This is a genomic window from Pseudomonas sp. MD330_10, assembly GCF_042610415.1.
Classification (GTDB): domain Bacteria; phylum Pseudomonadota; class Gammaproteobacteria; order Pseudomonadales; family Pseudomonadaceae; genus Aquipseudomonas; species Aquipseudomonas rhodesiae.
On the sequence record NZ_JBHGZU010000008.1, the window covers coordinates 179,838 to 194,124 of the forward strand.

At 60.3% G+C, this 14,287-nt stretch carries 12 protein-coding genes and 1 pseudogene; 11 read left to right on the forward strand and 2 right to left on the reverse strand.

All coding sequences use genetic code 11. The features are described 5' to 3' along the window. Positions 1 to 57: 57 nt before the first annotated feature. Together ACFZPT_RS15465 and ACFZPT_RS15470 are read left to right on the forward strand one after the other, a co-directional pair. Positions 58 to 327, forward strand: a complete 270-nt coding sequence (locus ACFZPT_RS15465; protein ID WP_034114144.1) for a hypothetical protein — start codon at positions 58 to 60, stop codon at positions 325 to 327. Between the two features lie 134 nt (positions 328 to 461). After that, positions 462 to 1,775: a methyl-accepting chemotaxis protein gene (locus tag ACFZPT_RS15470; protein WP_034114142.1), complete on the forward strand. Its 1,314-nt coding sequence runs from the start codon at positions 462 to 464 to the stop codon at positions 1,773 to 1,775. A 42-nt stretch (positions 1,776 to 1,817) separates the two neighbouring features. Here ACFZPT_RS15470 and ACFZPT_RS15475 read toward each other — a convergent pair whose 3' ends face one another. Then, positions 1,818 to 2,099: a hypothetical protein gene (locus ACFZPT_RS15475; RefSeq protein ID WP_034098596.1), complete on the reverse strand. Its 282-nt coding sequence runs from the start codon at positions 2,097 to 2,099 to the stop codon at positions 1,818 to 1,820. A gap of 229 nt (positions 2,100 to 2,328) precedes the next feature. Between ACFZPT_RS15475 and ACFZPT_RS15480 the strand changes: the two are divergent. The 3 genes and pseudogenes from ACFZPT_RS15480 (at position 2,329) to ACFZPT_RS15490 (ending at position 5,997) form a co-directional block, all read left to right on the forward strand. Beyond that, positions 2,329 to 4,439: pseudogene (locus ACFZPT_RS15480) on the forward strand (TonB-dependent receptor family protein). Between the two features lie 86 nt (positions 4,440 to 4,525). Further along, positions 4,526 to 5,068: a sigma-70 family RNA polymerase sigma factor gene (locus tag ACFZPT_RS15485; protein WP_034114140.1), complete on the forward strand. Its 543-nt coding sequence runs from the start codon at positions 4,526 to 4,528 to the stop codon at positions 5,066 to 5,068. Continuing rightward, positions 5,065 to 5,997: a FecR family protein gene (locus ACFZPT_RS15490; RefSeq protein WP_034114139.1), complete on the forward strand. Its 933-nt coding sequence runs from the start codon at positions 5,065 to 5,067 to the stop codon at positions 5,995 to 5,997. The genes ACFZPT_RS15485 and ACFZPT_RS15490 overlap by 4 nt, the downstream gene beginning before the upstream one ends. Here the strand turns inward: ACFZPT_RS15490 and ACFZPT_RS15495 are convergent. Further along, positions 5,994 to 7,823 carry a sigma-54-dependent Fis family transcriptional regulator gene (locus ACFZPT_RS15495; protein ID WP_034114138.1) on the reverse strand — a complete coding sequence of 610 codons (1,830 nt, stop codon included), beginning with the start codon at positions 7,821 to 7,823 and terminating at the stop codon, positions 5,994 to 5,996. The two genes, ACFZPT_RS15490 and ACFZPT_RS15495, sit on opposite strands and share 4 nt — an antisense overlap. Positions 7,824 to 8,090: 267 nt before the next feature. Here ACFZPT_RS15495 and ACFZPT_RS15500 point away from each other — a divergent pair, with 267 nt between their 5' ends. The 6 genes from ACFZPT_RS15500 to ACFZPT_RS15525 are packed head-to-tail and all read left to right on the forward strand — an operon-like array spanning position 8,091 to position 14,016. Continuing rightward, positions 8,091 to 9,185 carry an ABC transporter ATP-binding protein gene (locus ACFZPT_RS15500; protein WP_034098586.1) on the forward strand — a complete coding sequence of 365 codons (1,095 nt, stop codon included), beginning with the start codon at positions 8,091 to 8,093 and terminating at the stop codon, positions 9,183 to 9,185. Further along, positions 9,185 to 10,282, forward strand: a complete 1,098-nt coding sequence (locus ACFZPT_RS15505; RefSeq protein ID WP_034098584.1) for an ABC transporter ATP-binding protein — start codon at positions 9,185 to 9,187, stop codon at positions 10,280 to 10,282. The genes ACFZPT_RS15500 and ACFZPT_RS15505 overlap by 1 nt, the downstream gene beginning before the upstream one ends. Beyond that, positions 10,279 to 11,145: a carbohydrate ABC transporter permease gene (locus ACFZPT_RS15510; RefSeq protein WP_034114136.1), complete on the forward strand. Its 867-nt coding sequence runs from the start codon at positions 10,279 to 10,281 to the stop codon at positions 11,143 to 11,145. The genes ACFZPT_RS15505 and ACFZPT_RS15510 overlap by 4 nt, the downstream gene beginning before the upstream one ends. Positions 11,146 to 11,155: 10 nt before the next feature. Further along, positions 11,156 to 11,956: a carbohydrate ABC transporter permease gene (locus tag ACFZPT_RS15515; protein WP_034098580.1), complete on the forward strand. Its 801-nt coding sequence runs from the start codon at positions 11,156 to 11,158 to the stop codon at positions 11,954 to 11,956. 11 nt (positions 11,957 to 11,967) lie between these two features. Continuing rightward, positions 11,968 to 12,240 (forward strand): DUF2160 domain-containing protein, encoded by a 273-nt coding sequence (locus ACFZPT_RS15520; protein WP_003232363.1) that lies wholly within the window; start codon positions 11,968 to 11,970, stop codon positions 12,238 to 12,240. A 33-nt stretch (positions 12,241 to 12,273) separates the two neighbouring features. Further along, positions 12,274 to 14,016 carry an ABC transporter substrate-binding protein gene (locus ACFZPT_RS15525; RefSeq protein WP_034114134.1) on the forward strand — a complete coding sequence of 581 codons (1,743 nt, stop codon included), beginning with the start codon at positions 12,274 to 12,276 and terminating at the stop codon, positions 14,014 to 14,016. Positions 14,017 to 14,287 lie beyond the last annotated feature (271 nt).

Here is a 14,287-nt window from a genome sequence, read left to right on the forward strand (position 1 = left end):
GAAACACTCCTGCCTCGGCAATAGCCTCGGACTTTTCTGAAAAAACGAGGCCCTACCTTGGGTAAGCGAAAAACGGTCTGGCCTACTGATCGCGAAATACGCCTGCGCTTTATGCTCTTCGCTGTGATCAATGCCGCAACGGTCCAGGATGTCGGCGCTGAAGTGCTGTTGCCGGCGCATAAGTTACTGAGTGAGTCGCCTAACGAAACGCAATTGCTGGCAGCCCTTGGGGAAATACTGGCGACCGAGGAAATGGAGGGCTTCAGGTTTACTCCAGGTTCCGAGGCCGATGAATTGATGCAGACGCTGCAAATACCCATCCCCTGAAACGCTCATACCACAGGCCGCAAGACGGCCTGGCGCGTCTTCAACCGAGAGCTATCATGACAGTTCGTCGACCGGTGTTTAAGCATTGGACGACTTAGCCGATGCAGTGATGACAACCCTCAGTGGACGCCAACATGTTTAATCGACGCTTGAAGAAGGACCTTCTGGACCAGGACGACGAACTCTTCCTGCTCCGTCAACTCGTCGCTCAGTGTGATCGAGGCATGATCTCCATTCGCTTGGATGCCGACTTTCGCATCACAGCCGTCAATGAGGGTTTCGCGCGGGCCTTGGGCTATTCCCGTGAGCAAATAGAGGGGCGCTTGCTAGAGGAAATCGTCCCTCCTTACGTCAAGGACCTGCCGTGCTTTCGAAATTTCAGTGCGTCGGTCGCGCGCGTTGAGCCGGTCAGGGATGATTACCGATTTCTGCGCAACGATGGCAACCTGGCCTGGTTCAATTTGACCTGGCTCCCGATCAATGGCCGTGATGGTCGGCTGTTACAGGTTCAGGGTTACGGCGCAGAAGTCACTCGCGCCATCGAAACCGGCAAGGAAAACGAAGCGTTTATCAACGCGTTGTTGCGCTCGACGGCGGTCATCCAGTTCAAGCTGGATGGCACCGTAGTCACCGCCAATAAACAATTTCTCGATGCCATGGGTTATACGCTCGACCAGATCGTGGGCAAGAAACACAGCATGTTCTGCACCGCGCAGGAAGCGGCGTCGCCGGCGTACAGCCATTTCTGGCAGACGCTCAACCGCGGGGAATACGTGGCCAGCCGTTTCAAACGCTTGGACAGTCGTGGCCATGAAGTGTGGCTCGAAGCGACCTACAACCCTGTGCACGATGCCGAAGGTAACCTGTGCAAAGTGGTCAAGTTTGCCAGTGTGGTAACCGACCAGGTCTTGAGAGAGTCGGAGGTCAAGGAAGCTGCCGGCGTAGCCTATGAAGTGTCACAGCAAACCGATGTGACCGCCGAGCGCGGCGCGGCGGTGGTGCAAAATACCGTGCAGACCATGCAGAACATCGCCACGCAAATGCAGTCGGCCACCGGCAGCATCGAGGCGCTGGGCAAGCAATCGTTGTTGATCAGTGCGATTGTGCAGACCATCGGTGGTATCGCCGCGCAAACCAACCTGTTGGCGCTCAATGCGGCCATTGAGGCCGCGCGGGCGGGTGAACAGGGCAGAGGATTCGCAGTGGTCGCCGATGAGGTCCGGCAGCTGGCCAGTCGTACCAGTGCCGCGACGGAGGAGATTGTCAGCGTGGTTCAACAGAACCAGAGGCTGGCCGATGAAGCCATCGCCGAAATGTTCAGCAGCCGCGAACAGGCCGAGCAAGGCCTGACATTGGCCAACCAGGCCGGTGCGGTCATCACCGAAATCCAAGGCGGCGCCAAGCAAGTGGTCAGTGCAGTAGGGCGCTTTGCCAACGAGCTGCAATAGCGCCTGACGCGCTCGATCAGGCGACTAACGGGCTAAGTGCGTTCAGTCATCCAGGCTGAACGTCAGCCAGTGGGCGTTATCTGTTTGCCGATTGATCTCCACGATCACCCCCTTTATTTCCCGCCCCTGGGGCAATGTCACCGTGACATGGTTGGCGTGCCCCGGCCATTGCAGCGGACCATCCGCCTCCAGGCGCACGATGGTCGGCGTGCCATTTTCCGACAGACGAATATTGACCGATGGGTTCGGGCATTCCTCCGGCTCGGCGCCGAGGTGGCGTGAGGCCAGGAGTACATGGGCGGTACCTTCGTGGGTCAGCGACATAGTGGTTTCCTTTTGAATGCGCGCGGTGAGTTGAGCAGTGGACCTCACGCAGGTCCTGGAGGTTTCGTCGGGTTGCGACGCGCTGTTCTGCCTTTATCCGGTTCTGATGCTGCCGTGGAAAGTTCGATGTGCTAATCGGGCGTGACTTGTCGCCCATCGTTGCCTTCCCAACACTGCCCGCGTGCTGGGCCAAGCCTTGCACGCCTCCGAATTTCAAGGATTTGCCCTCATGCTGTTGCGTCAACCTCCGTTTCTGTTTGTTGCCTTGACCCTGACCTCCCTGGCGCATGCCGACGAACTGCAATTGGCGCCGGTGGAAGTCACCAGCAGCGAGGCCAGCGCTGGCGAAGTGGCCCAGGCGCAATTGCGCAGCGTGCCTGGCGCCACTAACTACATCGACATGAACAGCGTGCAGCAGGGGCGGGTCAGTTCCAATGAGGACGTGTTCAAGTACCAGGCTGGGGTATACGCCAAGGCGGCTAATAACGAAGGGGTGAAACTCTCCATTCGCGGCTCGGGCCTCAATCGCGGACCAGGCGCCCACGCCTCCGGCTTGTACGAAATGTTCGACGGCCTGCCTTTGACTGGCCCCGGCGGCACCCCCTACGAACTCAAGGACCCGCTATGGCAAAGCCGGGTCGAGGTGTTGCGTGGAGCCAACGGTTTTGACCAAGGCGCGCTGGCGCTGGGCGGGGCGGTCAATTACGTGACCCGCACCGGCTACGACGCGCCCAAGCTGCAACTGCGCTATGAGATGGGTAGCCGTGGCTACGGGCAGCGTGAGATCAGTTCGGGCCAGGTGCTGGGGGATGCCGATTACTACATCAGCCTTACCGATTCCGAGTCCGACGGCTATCAGCACCAAAGCGCCGCCACCGGCAAAGGGGTTGCCGCCAACTTCGGCTATCGCTTCAACCCGAATCTGGAGACGCGTTTTTACCTGCGCTACCGCGAAACCACCAACGACACCCCCGGCAAACTCACCCGTGACCAGATCAGCCATGATCCACGCGCGGCCAATCGCCTCAATGCCGCCCGCGATTCCAAGCGCCTGCAACCCGGTTCCACCTGGCTGGCCAACAAGACCACTTTGCAGTTGGATGACAACAGTCGGGTCGAGGTAGGCCTGGCCTACCACGATTACCCCATGGACCTGCGCGAAGATACCAATCGCCTGAAAGTCGCCTACACCGATATCAGCGGCACCCTCAATTACATCCGCCAGGACACACTGTTCGGCCACGACAGCAAGACCACCGTGGGGCTGCGCACCACTCAGGCAATGCCCAACAATGGCACGTCGGAATATGTACGCACTCCCGCGAATAATACTGCGTCCTACGCTCCCGGCACTAAAACCCGCGACTACAGCTACCTGGGTTCCGACACCGTGCTGCATGTGGGCAACGACCTGGAACTGGTTCCTGACCTGTGGCTGACCACCGGCCTTGCGGCGATCTACACCCGCCGCGAAACCGAAGTGACCTACCCGGCCACGGGCACGCCGGTCAGCCAACACGATTGGGACTACGCACCGCGCATCGGCCTGCGCTATGACTTCAACGCGCAATTGCAGGTATACGGCAACCTGAGCCGTTCGGTGGAGCCGCCGCACGCCTGGTCGATGATCTGGGGTTCCAACCGCTATTTCCCTAAAGACAGCGGCCCGGCCACTGGCTTGCAGCGTGAAGGCGTGAAGCTGAAAAACCAGACCGCCACTACCCTGGAAATCGGCGGGCGGGGCGAGCAGTGGTTTGGTCAGTGGGACTTGGCGCTGTACCGCTCCGAGGTGCGCCACGAATTGCTCAGCGTCGAGACCCAGGCGCAAACAGCCACCTCCAATGCCGTGATCGCCGAGTCCAACGCCAGCCCCACCGTGCATCAGGGTGTGGAACTGAGCCTGCTCAGTCCGCTGTGGGAGGGCGGCCGCAACGGTCAGCTCGCCCTGCGCCAGGCCTACACTTTCAGTGACTTCCATTACCGCGACGACGAGCGCTTTGGCGACAATACCTTGCCGGGCATCCCCAAGCATTATTACCAGGCGCAACTGCGCTACAGCCACCCGACGGGGTTCTACACCAGCCTCAACACTGAGCATTCGTCGCGAGTGGCGGTGGATTACGCCAATTCCTACTACGCCGCGTCCTACACCACACTGGGCGCCACCCTCGGCTACGACGCCCCCAAACAAGACTGGCAAGCCTGGGTCGCAATCTGACCAACCGGCGTTACGCCAACACCGTGACCCCCGGTTACGACGACAAAGGCTTGGATGCCGCGCGTTCCACCCCGGCGGACGGTCGTGGCATTTACACTGGTGTGTCGTGGAGCTGGCGTTAAGCCGCGTGTCAGCCCTTGCTCCCATAGCGTTTTACTGGCATTGTTCGCGCAATTGGTAATATTTCCCATTTGAGAAGTTTTTGCGCATGCATGACATTCCGGCCGCGCTGGGCGATCCAGTGCGTCAGCAGACCCTTACGGCGATGTACCGCGAACACCATGGCTGGTTGCACGGTTGGCTGCGCAAAAAACTCGGGTGCTCGCAACAGGCTGCGGACCTGGCCCATGATGCGTTTATTCGCGTCTTGATGCTGTCCGAGCCGCAGCACATCCAAGAGCCGCGAGCCTTTTTGGCGACCACGGCGGGGCGCCTGCTGATCGATGGCGCGCGTCGGCGGCGCATTGAAAAAGCCTACCTGCAAGCGCTGGCAATCCAGAGTGAAGATGCCGGCATGCCCGATCCGGCAGCCATTCATGTGGCACTGCAAGCCTTGGAGCGTATCGCCGAGATGCTCACCGGTTTGCCGGCCAAGGCCCGCGAAGCGTTTCTGCTGAGCCGCCTCGACGGGCTGACCTACAGCGAAATCGCCCTGCGCTTGAACGTGTCCCCCAGCTCGGTCAAAAACTACATTTCCAGTGCCCTGGTGCACTGCTACCACAGCCTGCACGCGGCAGACCCGCTGTCGTGAGTTCCGAACAGATCATTCAGCAAGCGGCGAATTGGCTGACGCGTCTGCACGACGAAGATGTCAGCGACGCCGAGCGACGGGCATTCGAGGCCTGGTGCCAGGCCGACCCGCGCCACGGGGTGGCCATCGAGCGTATGCGCGGCCTGTGGGGGAGTTTCGACACCGTGCCCGCGCAACCGGCGCGCATTGCCCTTAAGCGCGCTTTTCCCACGCCACGCGCGCGCGGAGCCCAGGTGGTAGGCCTGCTCGGCGTATTGCTGTGCGGTTGGCTGAGCCTGGAACATATGCCGGTGTGGATGGCCGACCAGCGCACCGGCGTCGGCGAGCGGCGCCAAATCGCCCTGGCAGACGGCAGCCAGTTGCAGCTCAACAGTAACTCGGCGGTGGACGTGAAATTCGACGGCCATCAGCGAGTGATCGAGTTGTTGCAGGGGGAGCTGTGGGTCGATGTGGCCAAGGACGCGCAACGGCCCTTCGTGGTGCGTACCGACCAAGGCACGGCGACGGCGTTGGGGACGCGCTACCTGGTCAAGCGCGCGGCGGACGGCTCGACGGTGGTGACGGTGATCGAGTCCACCGTGGCGGTCAAAGGGCAGGAAAGCGACAGCGTCAAGGTCACGGCCGGGCAACGCTCGGTGGTGGATCACGGCCGTGCCCAGCCGGCCCAGTCTATCGGTAATGCCGACGCGGACGCCTGGACCCGTGGCCTGCTCAAGGTCAACGACCAACCCTTGGCCGAGGTGCTGCAAACCCTGGCCAGCTACCGCCACGGCCTGTTGCGGTTCGACGCCGCTGCTTTGGGCGATATGCGCGTGTCCGGGGTGTTCAAGCTGGATGACACCTCGGCGGCGCTGTCGGCGTTGGCCGATAACCTGCCGATTCAGGTCGAGTACTTCACCGATCTGCTGGTGGTGGTCAAGCCGCGCTAGTGCTGGCGCAGGCGTTTATACAAGGTGTTTCGGCTCACTCCCAATTCCCTGGCAAGGTGGGAAATATTACCGCCGGCGGCTTTCAGGCGCCGGGTCAGGTCGTCGCTGTCGTCCAGCCCATCGTTGGCCGGGGCCGGCGCTGCCCGGTCCAGGTCGACGAAGAAGTCGTCCGGCAGATGCTCAACGCGGATCGGCTGCTCTTCGGCCATCGCCAGCGCCACCTGCAGCACGCTGCTGACCTGGCGCAGATTGCCCGGCCAAGGATGCTGCTCGAACAGCGCCAGCACCTCGGCGCTCAAGCCGGCCCTTTGCGTCGGCTCGCGATGCTGTTGCCACAGTTGTTGGAACAGTGCCTGTTTGTCGCGGCGTTCGCGCAATGGGGGCAGTTCCAGGGTCAGGCCGCCGATGCGGTAGAACAAATCCTCGCGGAAACGCCCGGCCTGCACCCACTCGCGCAAGGCTCGATTGGTGGCGGAGATAATGCGCAGATCCACCGGGAACAGGTCGCTGCTGCCCACCGGTTGCACGCAGCGTTCTTGCAAAACCCGCAACAGCCGCGCCTGGGTCGGCAGCGGCATGTCACCGATTTCATCGAGAAACAGTGTGCCTTTGTCCGCTTTGCGGATCAGGCCGATGCTGCCTTTCTGATTGGCACCGGTGAACGCGCCTTTTTCGTAGCCAAACAACTCCGATTCCACCAATTCGGCGGGAATCGCCGCACAGTTCACTGCGATAAAGGCCTGGCGGCTGCGGGAACTGGCCTGGTGCAAGGCTTTGACGAACACTTCCTTGCCCACCCCGGTTTCACCGTGGATCAGCAGCGGAATGTCTTTTTCCAGCAGGCGCTCGGCCTGGCGCACGGCTTTTTCCACGCGCGGGTCGCCAAAGTGCAGGGTCTTAAGACCGATGGCCGTGGGGGCAGGCGAAGGGCGCGGTTCGCGAGCCTTAGGATCGGTAAATACGCGGGCCTGCACCGGCTGCTGGAGGGGGCGCTTGAGCAGGCACTGGAAGCGGTTGCTCCCGGCCGCCTGCAATGAGAATGGCAAGCCTTCGGGCTGGTTGAGCAATTCCAGCAAGGACACTTTGAACAGGCTGTCGATCATCACGCGCGACAAACTGATGCCCAGCAGGTTGTCGGCGCGACGGTTGGCCGAGAGCACTTGGCCGCTTTCATCGAAAATCAGCAACCCCGCCCACTGGCTATCGAGATTGCTCAAACCGGTGTTGAAGGTCAGCTGGAAGTACTCGCCGCGAAACAGGTTGAGGATCAACCGGTTCTCCACGGTCTGGCTCATCATCTTGACCATGCCGAGGGTATGGGAGGGTGGCAGGTAGCTGTCGCTGGAAACGTCCAACACCGCGATGATTTCGCGCTGGGCATCGAAGATCGGCGCCGCGGAACCGGTCATAAAGCGGTTGGCCTTGAGAAAGTGTTCGTCGTGCGCGATGTGCACCGCCTGGGCACAGGCCAAGGCGGTGCCGATGGCATTGGTGCCGCTGGCGCGCTCCAGCCAGCTGGCGCCGGCGCTGAAACCACGGGCCAGCTTGGGTTCGATAAAACGCTGGGTGCCCCACGACGTCAGCACTTGGCCCTGGTTGTCGGCCAGCATGATCAGGCAGTTGGAGTTGCTGAGGATATTTTCGTAGTAGGGCAGGACTTCCTGGTGAGTGGTCTGCACCAGGGAATGCTGGCTCTCCAGCAATTGGCTGATGCCCTCGGCGGGCAACTGGTCAAAGCTGGGGGGGCTTTGGTGGTCCAGGCCAAAGGCGCGGCAACGGCGCCAGGAGTCCTGAATGATGGTGTCGTGAGCCAAGGGTTCGGCCATGGGGCGACCTTCTTTTTATTGTTTTGGGGTCTTGGGCAATCTACTGACGCCACCGCTACAAAATGCGTTGAGCATTCAATCGGCTTCAAAGAGTGTTGTTCAGAACTGTTCACTGTCAAGCCCAAACTGTTCACTTGCTCAACCAAATTGTTCACTCCTGAACATCACTTAAGCCCCATTTCCTTGTGAATCAAGTACCTGCATTTTTGGCACGAAACTCGCTCTGACGACTGGCCAGATTCATTCCAATAATAAAAAGGTCGTGTCATGTCATTGACCCTGGAACATGTCTCCCGCGTTGTCGAAGGCCAGACTTGGATCGACGACGCCAACCTGCGTTTCGAACCCGGTTCCTTCAACGTTCTGCTTGGTCGGACGCTCTCCGGCAAGACCAGCCTGATGCGTCTGATGGCTGGGCTGGACAAGCCCGACAGCGGCCGCATCCTGATGAACGGCGTGGACGTCACCCACAAGCCGGTGCGCCTGCGTAATGTGTCGATGGTCTATCAGCAGTTCATTAACTACCCGACCATGACCGTGTTCGAGAACATCGCCTCGCCGTTGCGCCAGGCCGGCATGGCCCATGAGCTGATCCAGAGCAAGGTGCTGGAAACCGCCAGGATGCTGCGCATCGAAAAATTCCTGCAACGCCACCCGCTGGAACTGTCCGGTGGCCAGCAGCAACGTACCGCCATGGCCCGGGCCTTGGTGAAGGATGCCGAACTGATCCTGTTCGACGAGCCGCTGGTGAACCTGGACTACAAACTGCGCGAAGAGCTGCGTCAGGAAATGCGCGAGCTGTTCGCCGCGCGGCACACCATCGCCCTCTATGCCACCACCGAGCCCAACGAAGCCCTGGCCCTGGGGGGCACCACCACCATCCTCCACGAAGGCCGGGTGATTCAGAGTGGCAAGGCCGCCGAGGTTTATCACCAGCCCCAGACAGTACTGGCTGCTGAGCTGTTTTCCGAACCACCGATCAACCTGATGCCCGGGCGGATCAGCGGCAACGAAGTCAGCTTCGCCAATTTCGTGCATTTCCCCCTCAATGTGGACCTGCGTCCGATCGGGGAGGGCGAGTTCCGTTTCGGGGTACGCCCCAGCCATATCAGCCTGGTGCCAAGCAACGACGATGACCTGGAGCTGGCGGTGACCGTGGAGGTGGCTGAGATCAGCGGCTCCGAAACTTTTTTGCATGTGCGCAGCGAACATTTCCTACTGGTGCTGCACCTGCCGGGGGTGCATGAGTACGACGTCGATGCGCCGATCCGCGTGTATATCCCCACCCATAAACTGTTTGTGTTCGATGGTCAGGGCCGCTTGGTCCAGGCCCCCGGGCGCCGTGTCGCGAGGGTTGCCTGATGGCCGAGATCCATTTGCAGAACCTGGCGCACAGTTACAGTCCTACGCCGAGCGGGCCTGAAGACTACGCGATCCGGGCAATGAACCATGTGTGGGAGCAGGGCGGTGCCTACGCCTTGCTCGGCCCGTCGGGCTGCGGCAAGTCGACCTTGCTTAATATCATCTCCGGGTTGCTCAGCCCGTCCGAAGGCCAGGTGCTGTTCGATACCCAAGTGGTCAACGACCTTACGCCGGAAAAACGCAACATCGCCCAGGTGTTCCAGTTCCCGGTGGTCTACGACACCATGACGGTGTTCGACAACCTGGCCTTTCCATTGCGCAACCAGGGCATGGCCGAGGCGAAAATTCACAGCAAAGTGCAGGAAATCGCTGAAGTCCTCGACCTGCAAAACCTGCTGAACAAGAAAGCCCGCAACCTCACTGCCGACGAAAAGCAAAAAGTCTCCATGGGCCGCGGCCTGGTGCGTGACGACGTGTCGGCGATCCTGTTCGACGAGCCGTTGACGGTGATCGATCCGCACCTGAAGTGGAAGCTGCGGCGCAAGCTCAAGCAGATCCATGAGCAGTTCAATATCACCATGGTCTACGTCACCCACGACCAGTTGGAAGCCTCGACCTTCGCCGACAAAATCGCGGTGATGTACGGCGGGCAGATTGTGCAATTCGGCACGCCGCGAGAACTGTTCGAACGGCCCAGCCATACCTTTGTCGGCTATTTCATCGGCAGCCCTGGGATGAATCTGATCGAGGTGCAGGCCGAGGCGGGTGGGGTCCGCTTTGCCGGCACCCACCTGCCGCTATCCACTGCAATGCAACAGCGCCTTGCCGAGACCAGCTACCAGAGGTTGCAGGTCGGCATCCGCCCGGAATTTATCCACGTTTGGGACGAGCACAACCCTGACGCCCTGCAAGCCGATGTTACGCATCTGGAAGACCTCGGCACCTACAAGATCATGACCCTCGACCTCGACGGTGCGACGCTCAAAGTGCGCCTGGCCGAAGACAAACCGGTGCCCGAACTCAAGGCTTCCATCAGTTTCCCCGCGCAATGGCTGATGCTCTACGCCGACGACTACCTGCTGGAGGTGTTGCCATGAACAAGGTGCAGAACAACAAAGCCTGGTGGCTGGTACTGCCGGTGTTCCTGCTGGTGGCGTTCAGTGCGGTGATCCCGATGATGACCGTGGTCAACTACTCGGTGCAGGACATTTTCGACCAGTCCAGCCGCTACTTTGTCGGGGCCGACTGGTACAAGCAGGTGCTGCTCGACCCGCGTCTGCACGACTCGTTGCTGCGCCAGTTCGTCTATTCGGCCTGCGTGCTGTTGATCGAAATCCCGCTGGGTATCGCCATTGCCCTGACCATGCCGACCAAAGGTCGCTGGTCGTCGCTGGTGCTGATCATCCTGGCTATCCCGCTGCTGATTCCGTGGAACGTGGTGGGCACCATCTGGCAGATCTTCGGCCGCGCCGATATCGGCCTACTGGGCTCGACCCTCAACGCCCTGGGGATCAACTACAACTACGCGGCCAACACTATGGACGCCTGGGTCACGGTGCTGGTGATGGACGTATGGCACTGGACCTCACTGGTGGCCCTGCTGTGTTATTCCGGCCTGCGGGCGATTCCGGACGTGTACTACCAGGCTGCGCGTATCGATCGCGCGTCGGCCTGGGCAGTTTTCCGACATATCCAGTTGCCCAAAATGAAGAGCGTGCTGTTGATCGCGGTGATGCTGCGCTTTATGGACAGCTTCATGATTTATACCGAACCCTTCGTCCTGACCGGCGGCGGACCGGGTAACGCCACTACGTTTCTGAGTCAGACATTGACCCAGATGGCGGTAGGTCAATTCGACCTGGGCCCGGCGGCGGCGTTTTCCCTGGTGTATTTCCTGATCATCCTGTTGGTGTCCTGGCTGTTCTACACCGCCATGACCCACTCCGACGCCAACCGCTGAGGCCGCCAACATGAGCAAACGCAAGCTGATTCCATTGTTGCTGTACATCCTGTTCCTGCTGGTGCCGATCTACTGGCTGCTGAACATGTCCTTCAAGAGCAACACTGAAATCCTCGGCGGCCTGACGCTGTTTCCGCAGGATTTCACCCTGGCCAACTACAAGGTGATCTTCACCGATCCGAGCTGGTACACCGGTTACCTCAATTCGTTGTACTACGTGAGCCTGAACACGGTGATCTCCCTGAGCGTGGCGCTGCCGGCGGCCTATGCGTTTTCGCGCTACCGCTTTCTGGGGGACAAGCACCTGTTCTTCTGGCTGCTGACCAACCGCATGGCGCCGCCGGCGGTGTTTTTGCTGCCGTTTTTCCAGCTCTACTCTTCCATCGGCCTGTTCGACACCCACATCGCTGTGGCGCTGGCCCATTGCCTGTTCAACGTGCCGTTGGCGGTGTGGATTCTGGAAGGTTTTATGTCCGGCGTGCCCAAGGAAATCGACGAAACCGCCTACATTGACGGTTACTCGTTTCCTAAGTTCTTCGTGAAGATTTTTGTTCCGTTGATCGGCTCCGGCATCGGGGTGACGGCATTTTTCTGCTTTATGTTTTCCTGGGTCGAGCTGCTGCTGGCGCGCACGCTCACGTCGGTCAACGCCAAGCCCATCGCGGCGGTGATGACCCGCACGGTGTCGGCCTCCGGTATTGACTGGGGCGTGCTGGCAGCGGCGGGGGTATTGACCATCCTGCCGGGCATGCTGGTGATCTGGTTTGTTCGTAACCACGTGGCCAAGGGCTTTGCCCTGGGCCGGGTCTAGAGGATTCGATGATGGAATGGATGGCCTGGACCACCCCCACCGCACTGTTCTTTGGCGGCATCGCCCTGATTCTGGCGGGCATGACTACCTGGGAGCTGCGTTCGCCGAGCATCCCGCGGCGCGGGTTTCTGCCGATCAGCACCACCCGTGGCGATCGTTTGTTTATCGGTCTTCTCGGCAGCGCCTACCTGCATTTGCTGGTAATCGGCGTTACCGACTGGAGCATCTGGGTAGCGTCCGCGCTGTCCCTGGTATGGCTGTTGAGTGTGATGCGTTGGGGCTGATGCCCTTATGAAATAAACAACCAGGAGGTCTCTATGTTGAATAAGAACAATAAGCTGCGACATAGCATTTCATTGGCCGCCGTACTGGCCCTGAGCGGTTTGAGCGCTTCGGCCTGGGCCGATGCCTACGAAGATGCCGCGAAAAAATGGATCGGCAGCGAGTTCAAACCGTCCACCCTCACCGAAGCCCAGCAGCTCGAAGAGTTGAAGTGGTTTATCAAAGCTGCGGAGCCGTTCCGTGGGATGAAGATCAACGTGGTGTCGGAAACCCTCACCACCCACGAGTACGAATCCAAGGTGCTGGCCAAGGCCTTTAGCGAGATCACCGGGATCAAGCTGACCCACGATCTGCTGCAGGAAGGCGACGTGGTGGAGAAACTGCAAACCCAGATGCAGTCCGATAAAAACATCTATGACGGCTGGGTTAACGATTCCGACTTGATCGGTACCCATGTTCGCTATGGCAAGACCGAATCGATCACCGACCTGATGGCCAACGAAGGCAAGGACTTCACCTCGCCGACCCTGGACCTCAAGGACTTTATCGGCCTGTCCTTCACCACCGGTCCGGACGGCAAGCTCTACCAACTGCCCGACCAGCAGTTCGCCAACCTCTACTGGTTCCGCGCCGACTGGTTCGAACGCCCCGAGCTGAAAGCCAAGTTCAAAGAAAAGTACGGCTATGAACTCGGTGTGCCGGTGAACTGGTCTGCCTACGAGGACATCGCCAAATTCTTCAGCGAAGACGTCAAGGAAATCGACGGCAAGCGCATCTATGGGCACATGGACTACGGCAAGAAAGACCCGTCCCTGGGCTGGCGTTTCACCGATGCCTGGTTCTCCATGGCCGGCGGCGGCGACAAAGGCCTGCCCAACGGTTTGCCAGTGGACGAGTGGGGCATTCGCGTGGAGGACTGCCACCCGGTGGGTTCCAGCGTCACCCGTGGCGGCGACACCAATGGCCCGGCGGCGGTGTTCGCCACCCAGAAATACGTGGACTGGATGAAAGCCTATGCGCCACCTGAAGCGGCGGGCATGACCTTCTCCGAATCCGGCCCGGTGCCGTCCCAGGGCAATATCGCCCAGCAGATTTTCTGGTACACCGCGTTTACCGCCGACATGACCAAACCGGGCCTGCCGGTGGTGAATGCCGACGGCACACCGAAATGGCGAATGGCGCCATCGCCGGTAGGGCCTTACTGGGAAAAGGGCATGAAAAAGGGCTATCAGGACGTAGGTTCCTGGACGTTCCTCAAGTCCACCCCCGAGAAGCAGAAACTGGCGGCATGGCTCTATGCGCAGTTCGTGACCTCGAAAACCGTGTCGCTGAAGAAAACCATCGTCGGTCTGACGCCGATTCGTGAGTCCGACATCAACTCCCAGGCCATGACCGACATGGCGCCGAAACTCGGCGGGCTGGTGGAGTTCTACCGCAGCCCGGCCCGCGTGGAGTGGACGCCTACCGGCACCAACGTGCCGGACTACCCACGCCTGGCGCAACTGTGGTGGAGCAATATCGCCGCCGCCGCCAGCGGCGAGAAAACCCCGCAACAGGCGTTGGACAACCTGGCCAAGGAGCAGGACGCGATCATGACGCGCCTGGAGCGCTCCAAGGTGCAGCCGGTGTGCGGCCCGAAAATGAACCCCGAGCGTGACGCGCAATACTGGTTCGACCAACCGGGCGCACCCAAGCCGAAACTGGCCAACGAGAAGCCCAAAGGCGAGACCGTCGGCTACAACGACCTGCTTAAACAATGGGAGGCGGCGCGCAAGTAAGCGCCTATTTGTAGTGAGCGGGCTTGTCGAATCGTCGCACCGCCCGGGCTGGGCTGCGTAGCAGCCCCTTCTTAAGGTGCCGCGGTGTGTCAGATGGGACACATCGCCTGAGATAGGGGCTGCTTCGCAGCCCGGCGCGGGGCAAGCCCGCTCACCACAGCAAGCCCCCTCCCACAGTTAAACTCCTCTGGGCCACCACCCGGCAACTCGGTGCATCTGGCCCAATAGCCATAGATCTCTACACAAGTTTTAAGGCTGAAATAGCTCTGTG

Bases quoted from the DNA above. Each gene is read 5' to 3' on its own strand.
- ACFZPT_RS15510 (WP_034114136.1), top strand. From the start codon at position 10,279: ATGAACAAGGTGCAGAACAACAAAGCCTGGTGGCTGGTACTGCCGGTG.
- ACFZPT_RS15475 (WP_034098596.1), bottom strand. From the start codon at position 2,099: ATGTCGCTGACCCACGAAGGTACCGCCCATGTACTCCTGGCCTCACGC.
- ACFZPT_RS15470 (WP_034114142.1), top strand. From the start codon at position 462: ATGTTTAATCGACGCTTGAAGAAGGACCTTCTGGACCAGGACGACGAA.
- ACFZPT_RS15500 (WP_034098586.1), top strand. From the start codon at position 8,091: ATGTCATTGACCCTGGAACATGTCTCCCGCGTTGTCGAAGGCCAGACT.
- ACFZPT_RS15515 (WP_034098580.1), top strand. From the start codon at position 11,156: ATGAGCAAACGCAAGCTGATTCCATTGTTGCTGTACATCCTGTTCCTG.
- ACFZPT_RS15485 (WP_034114140.1), top strand. From the start codon at position 4,526: ATGCATGACATTCCGGCCGCGCTGGGCGATCCAGTGCGTCAGCAGACC.
- ACFZPT_RS15525 (WP_034114134.1), top strand. From the start codon at position 12,274: ATGTTGAATAAGAACAATAAGCTGCGACATAGCATTTCATTGGCCGCC.
- ACFZPT_RS15520 (WP_003232363.1), top strand. From the start codon at position 11,968: ATGGAATGGATGGCCTGGACCACCCCCACCGCACTGTTCTTTGGCGGC.
- ACFZPT_RS15505 (WP_034098584.1), top strand. From the start codon at position 9,185: ATGGCCGAGATCCATTTGCAGAACCTGGCGCACAGTTACAGTCCTACG.
- ACFZPT_RS15495 (WP_034114138.1), bottom strand. From the start codon at position 7,823: ATGGCCGAACCCTTGGCTCACGACACCATCATTCAGGACTCCTGGCGC.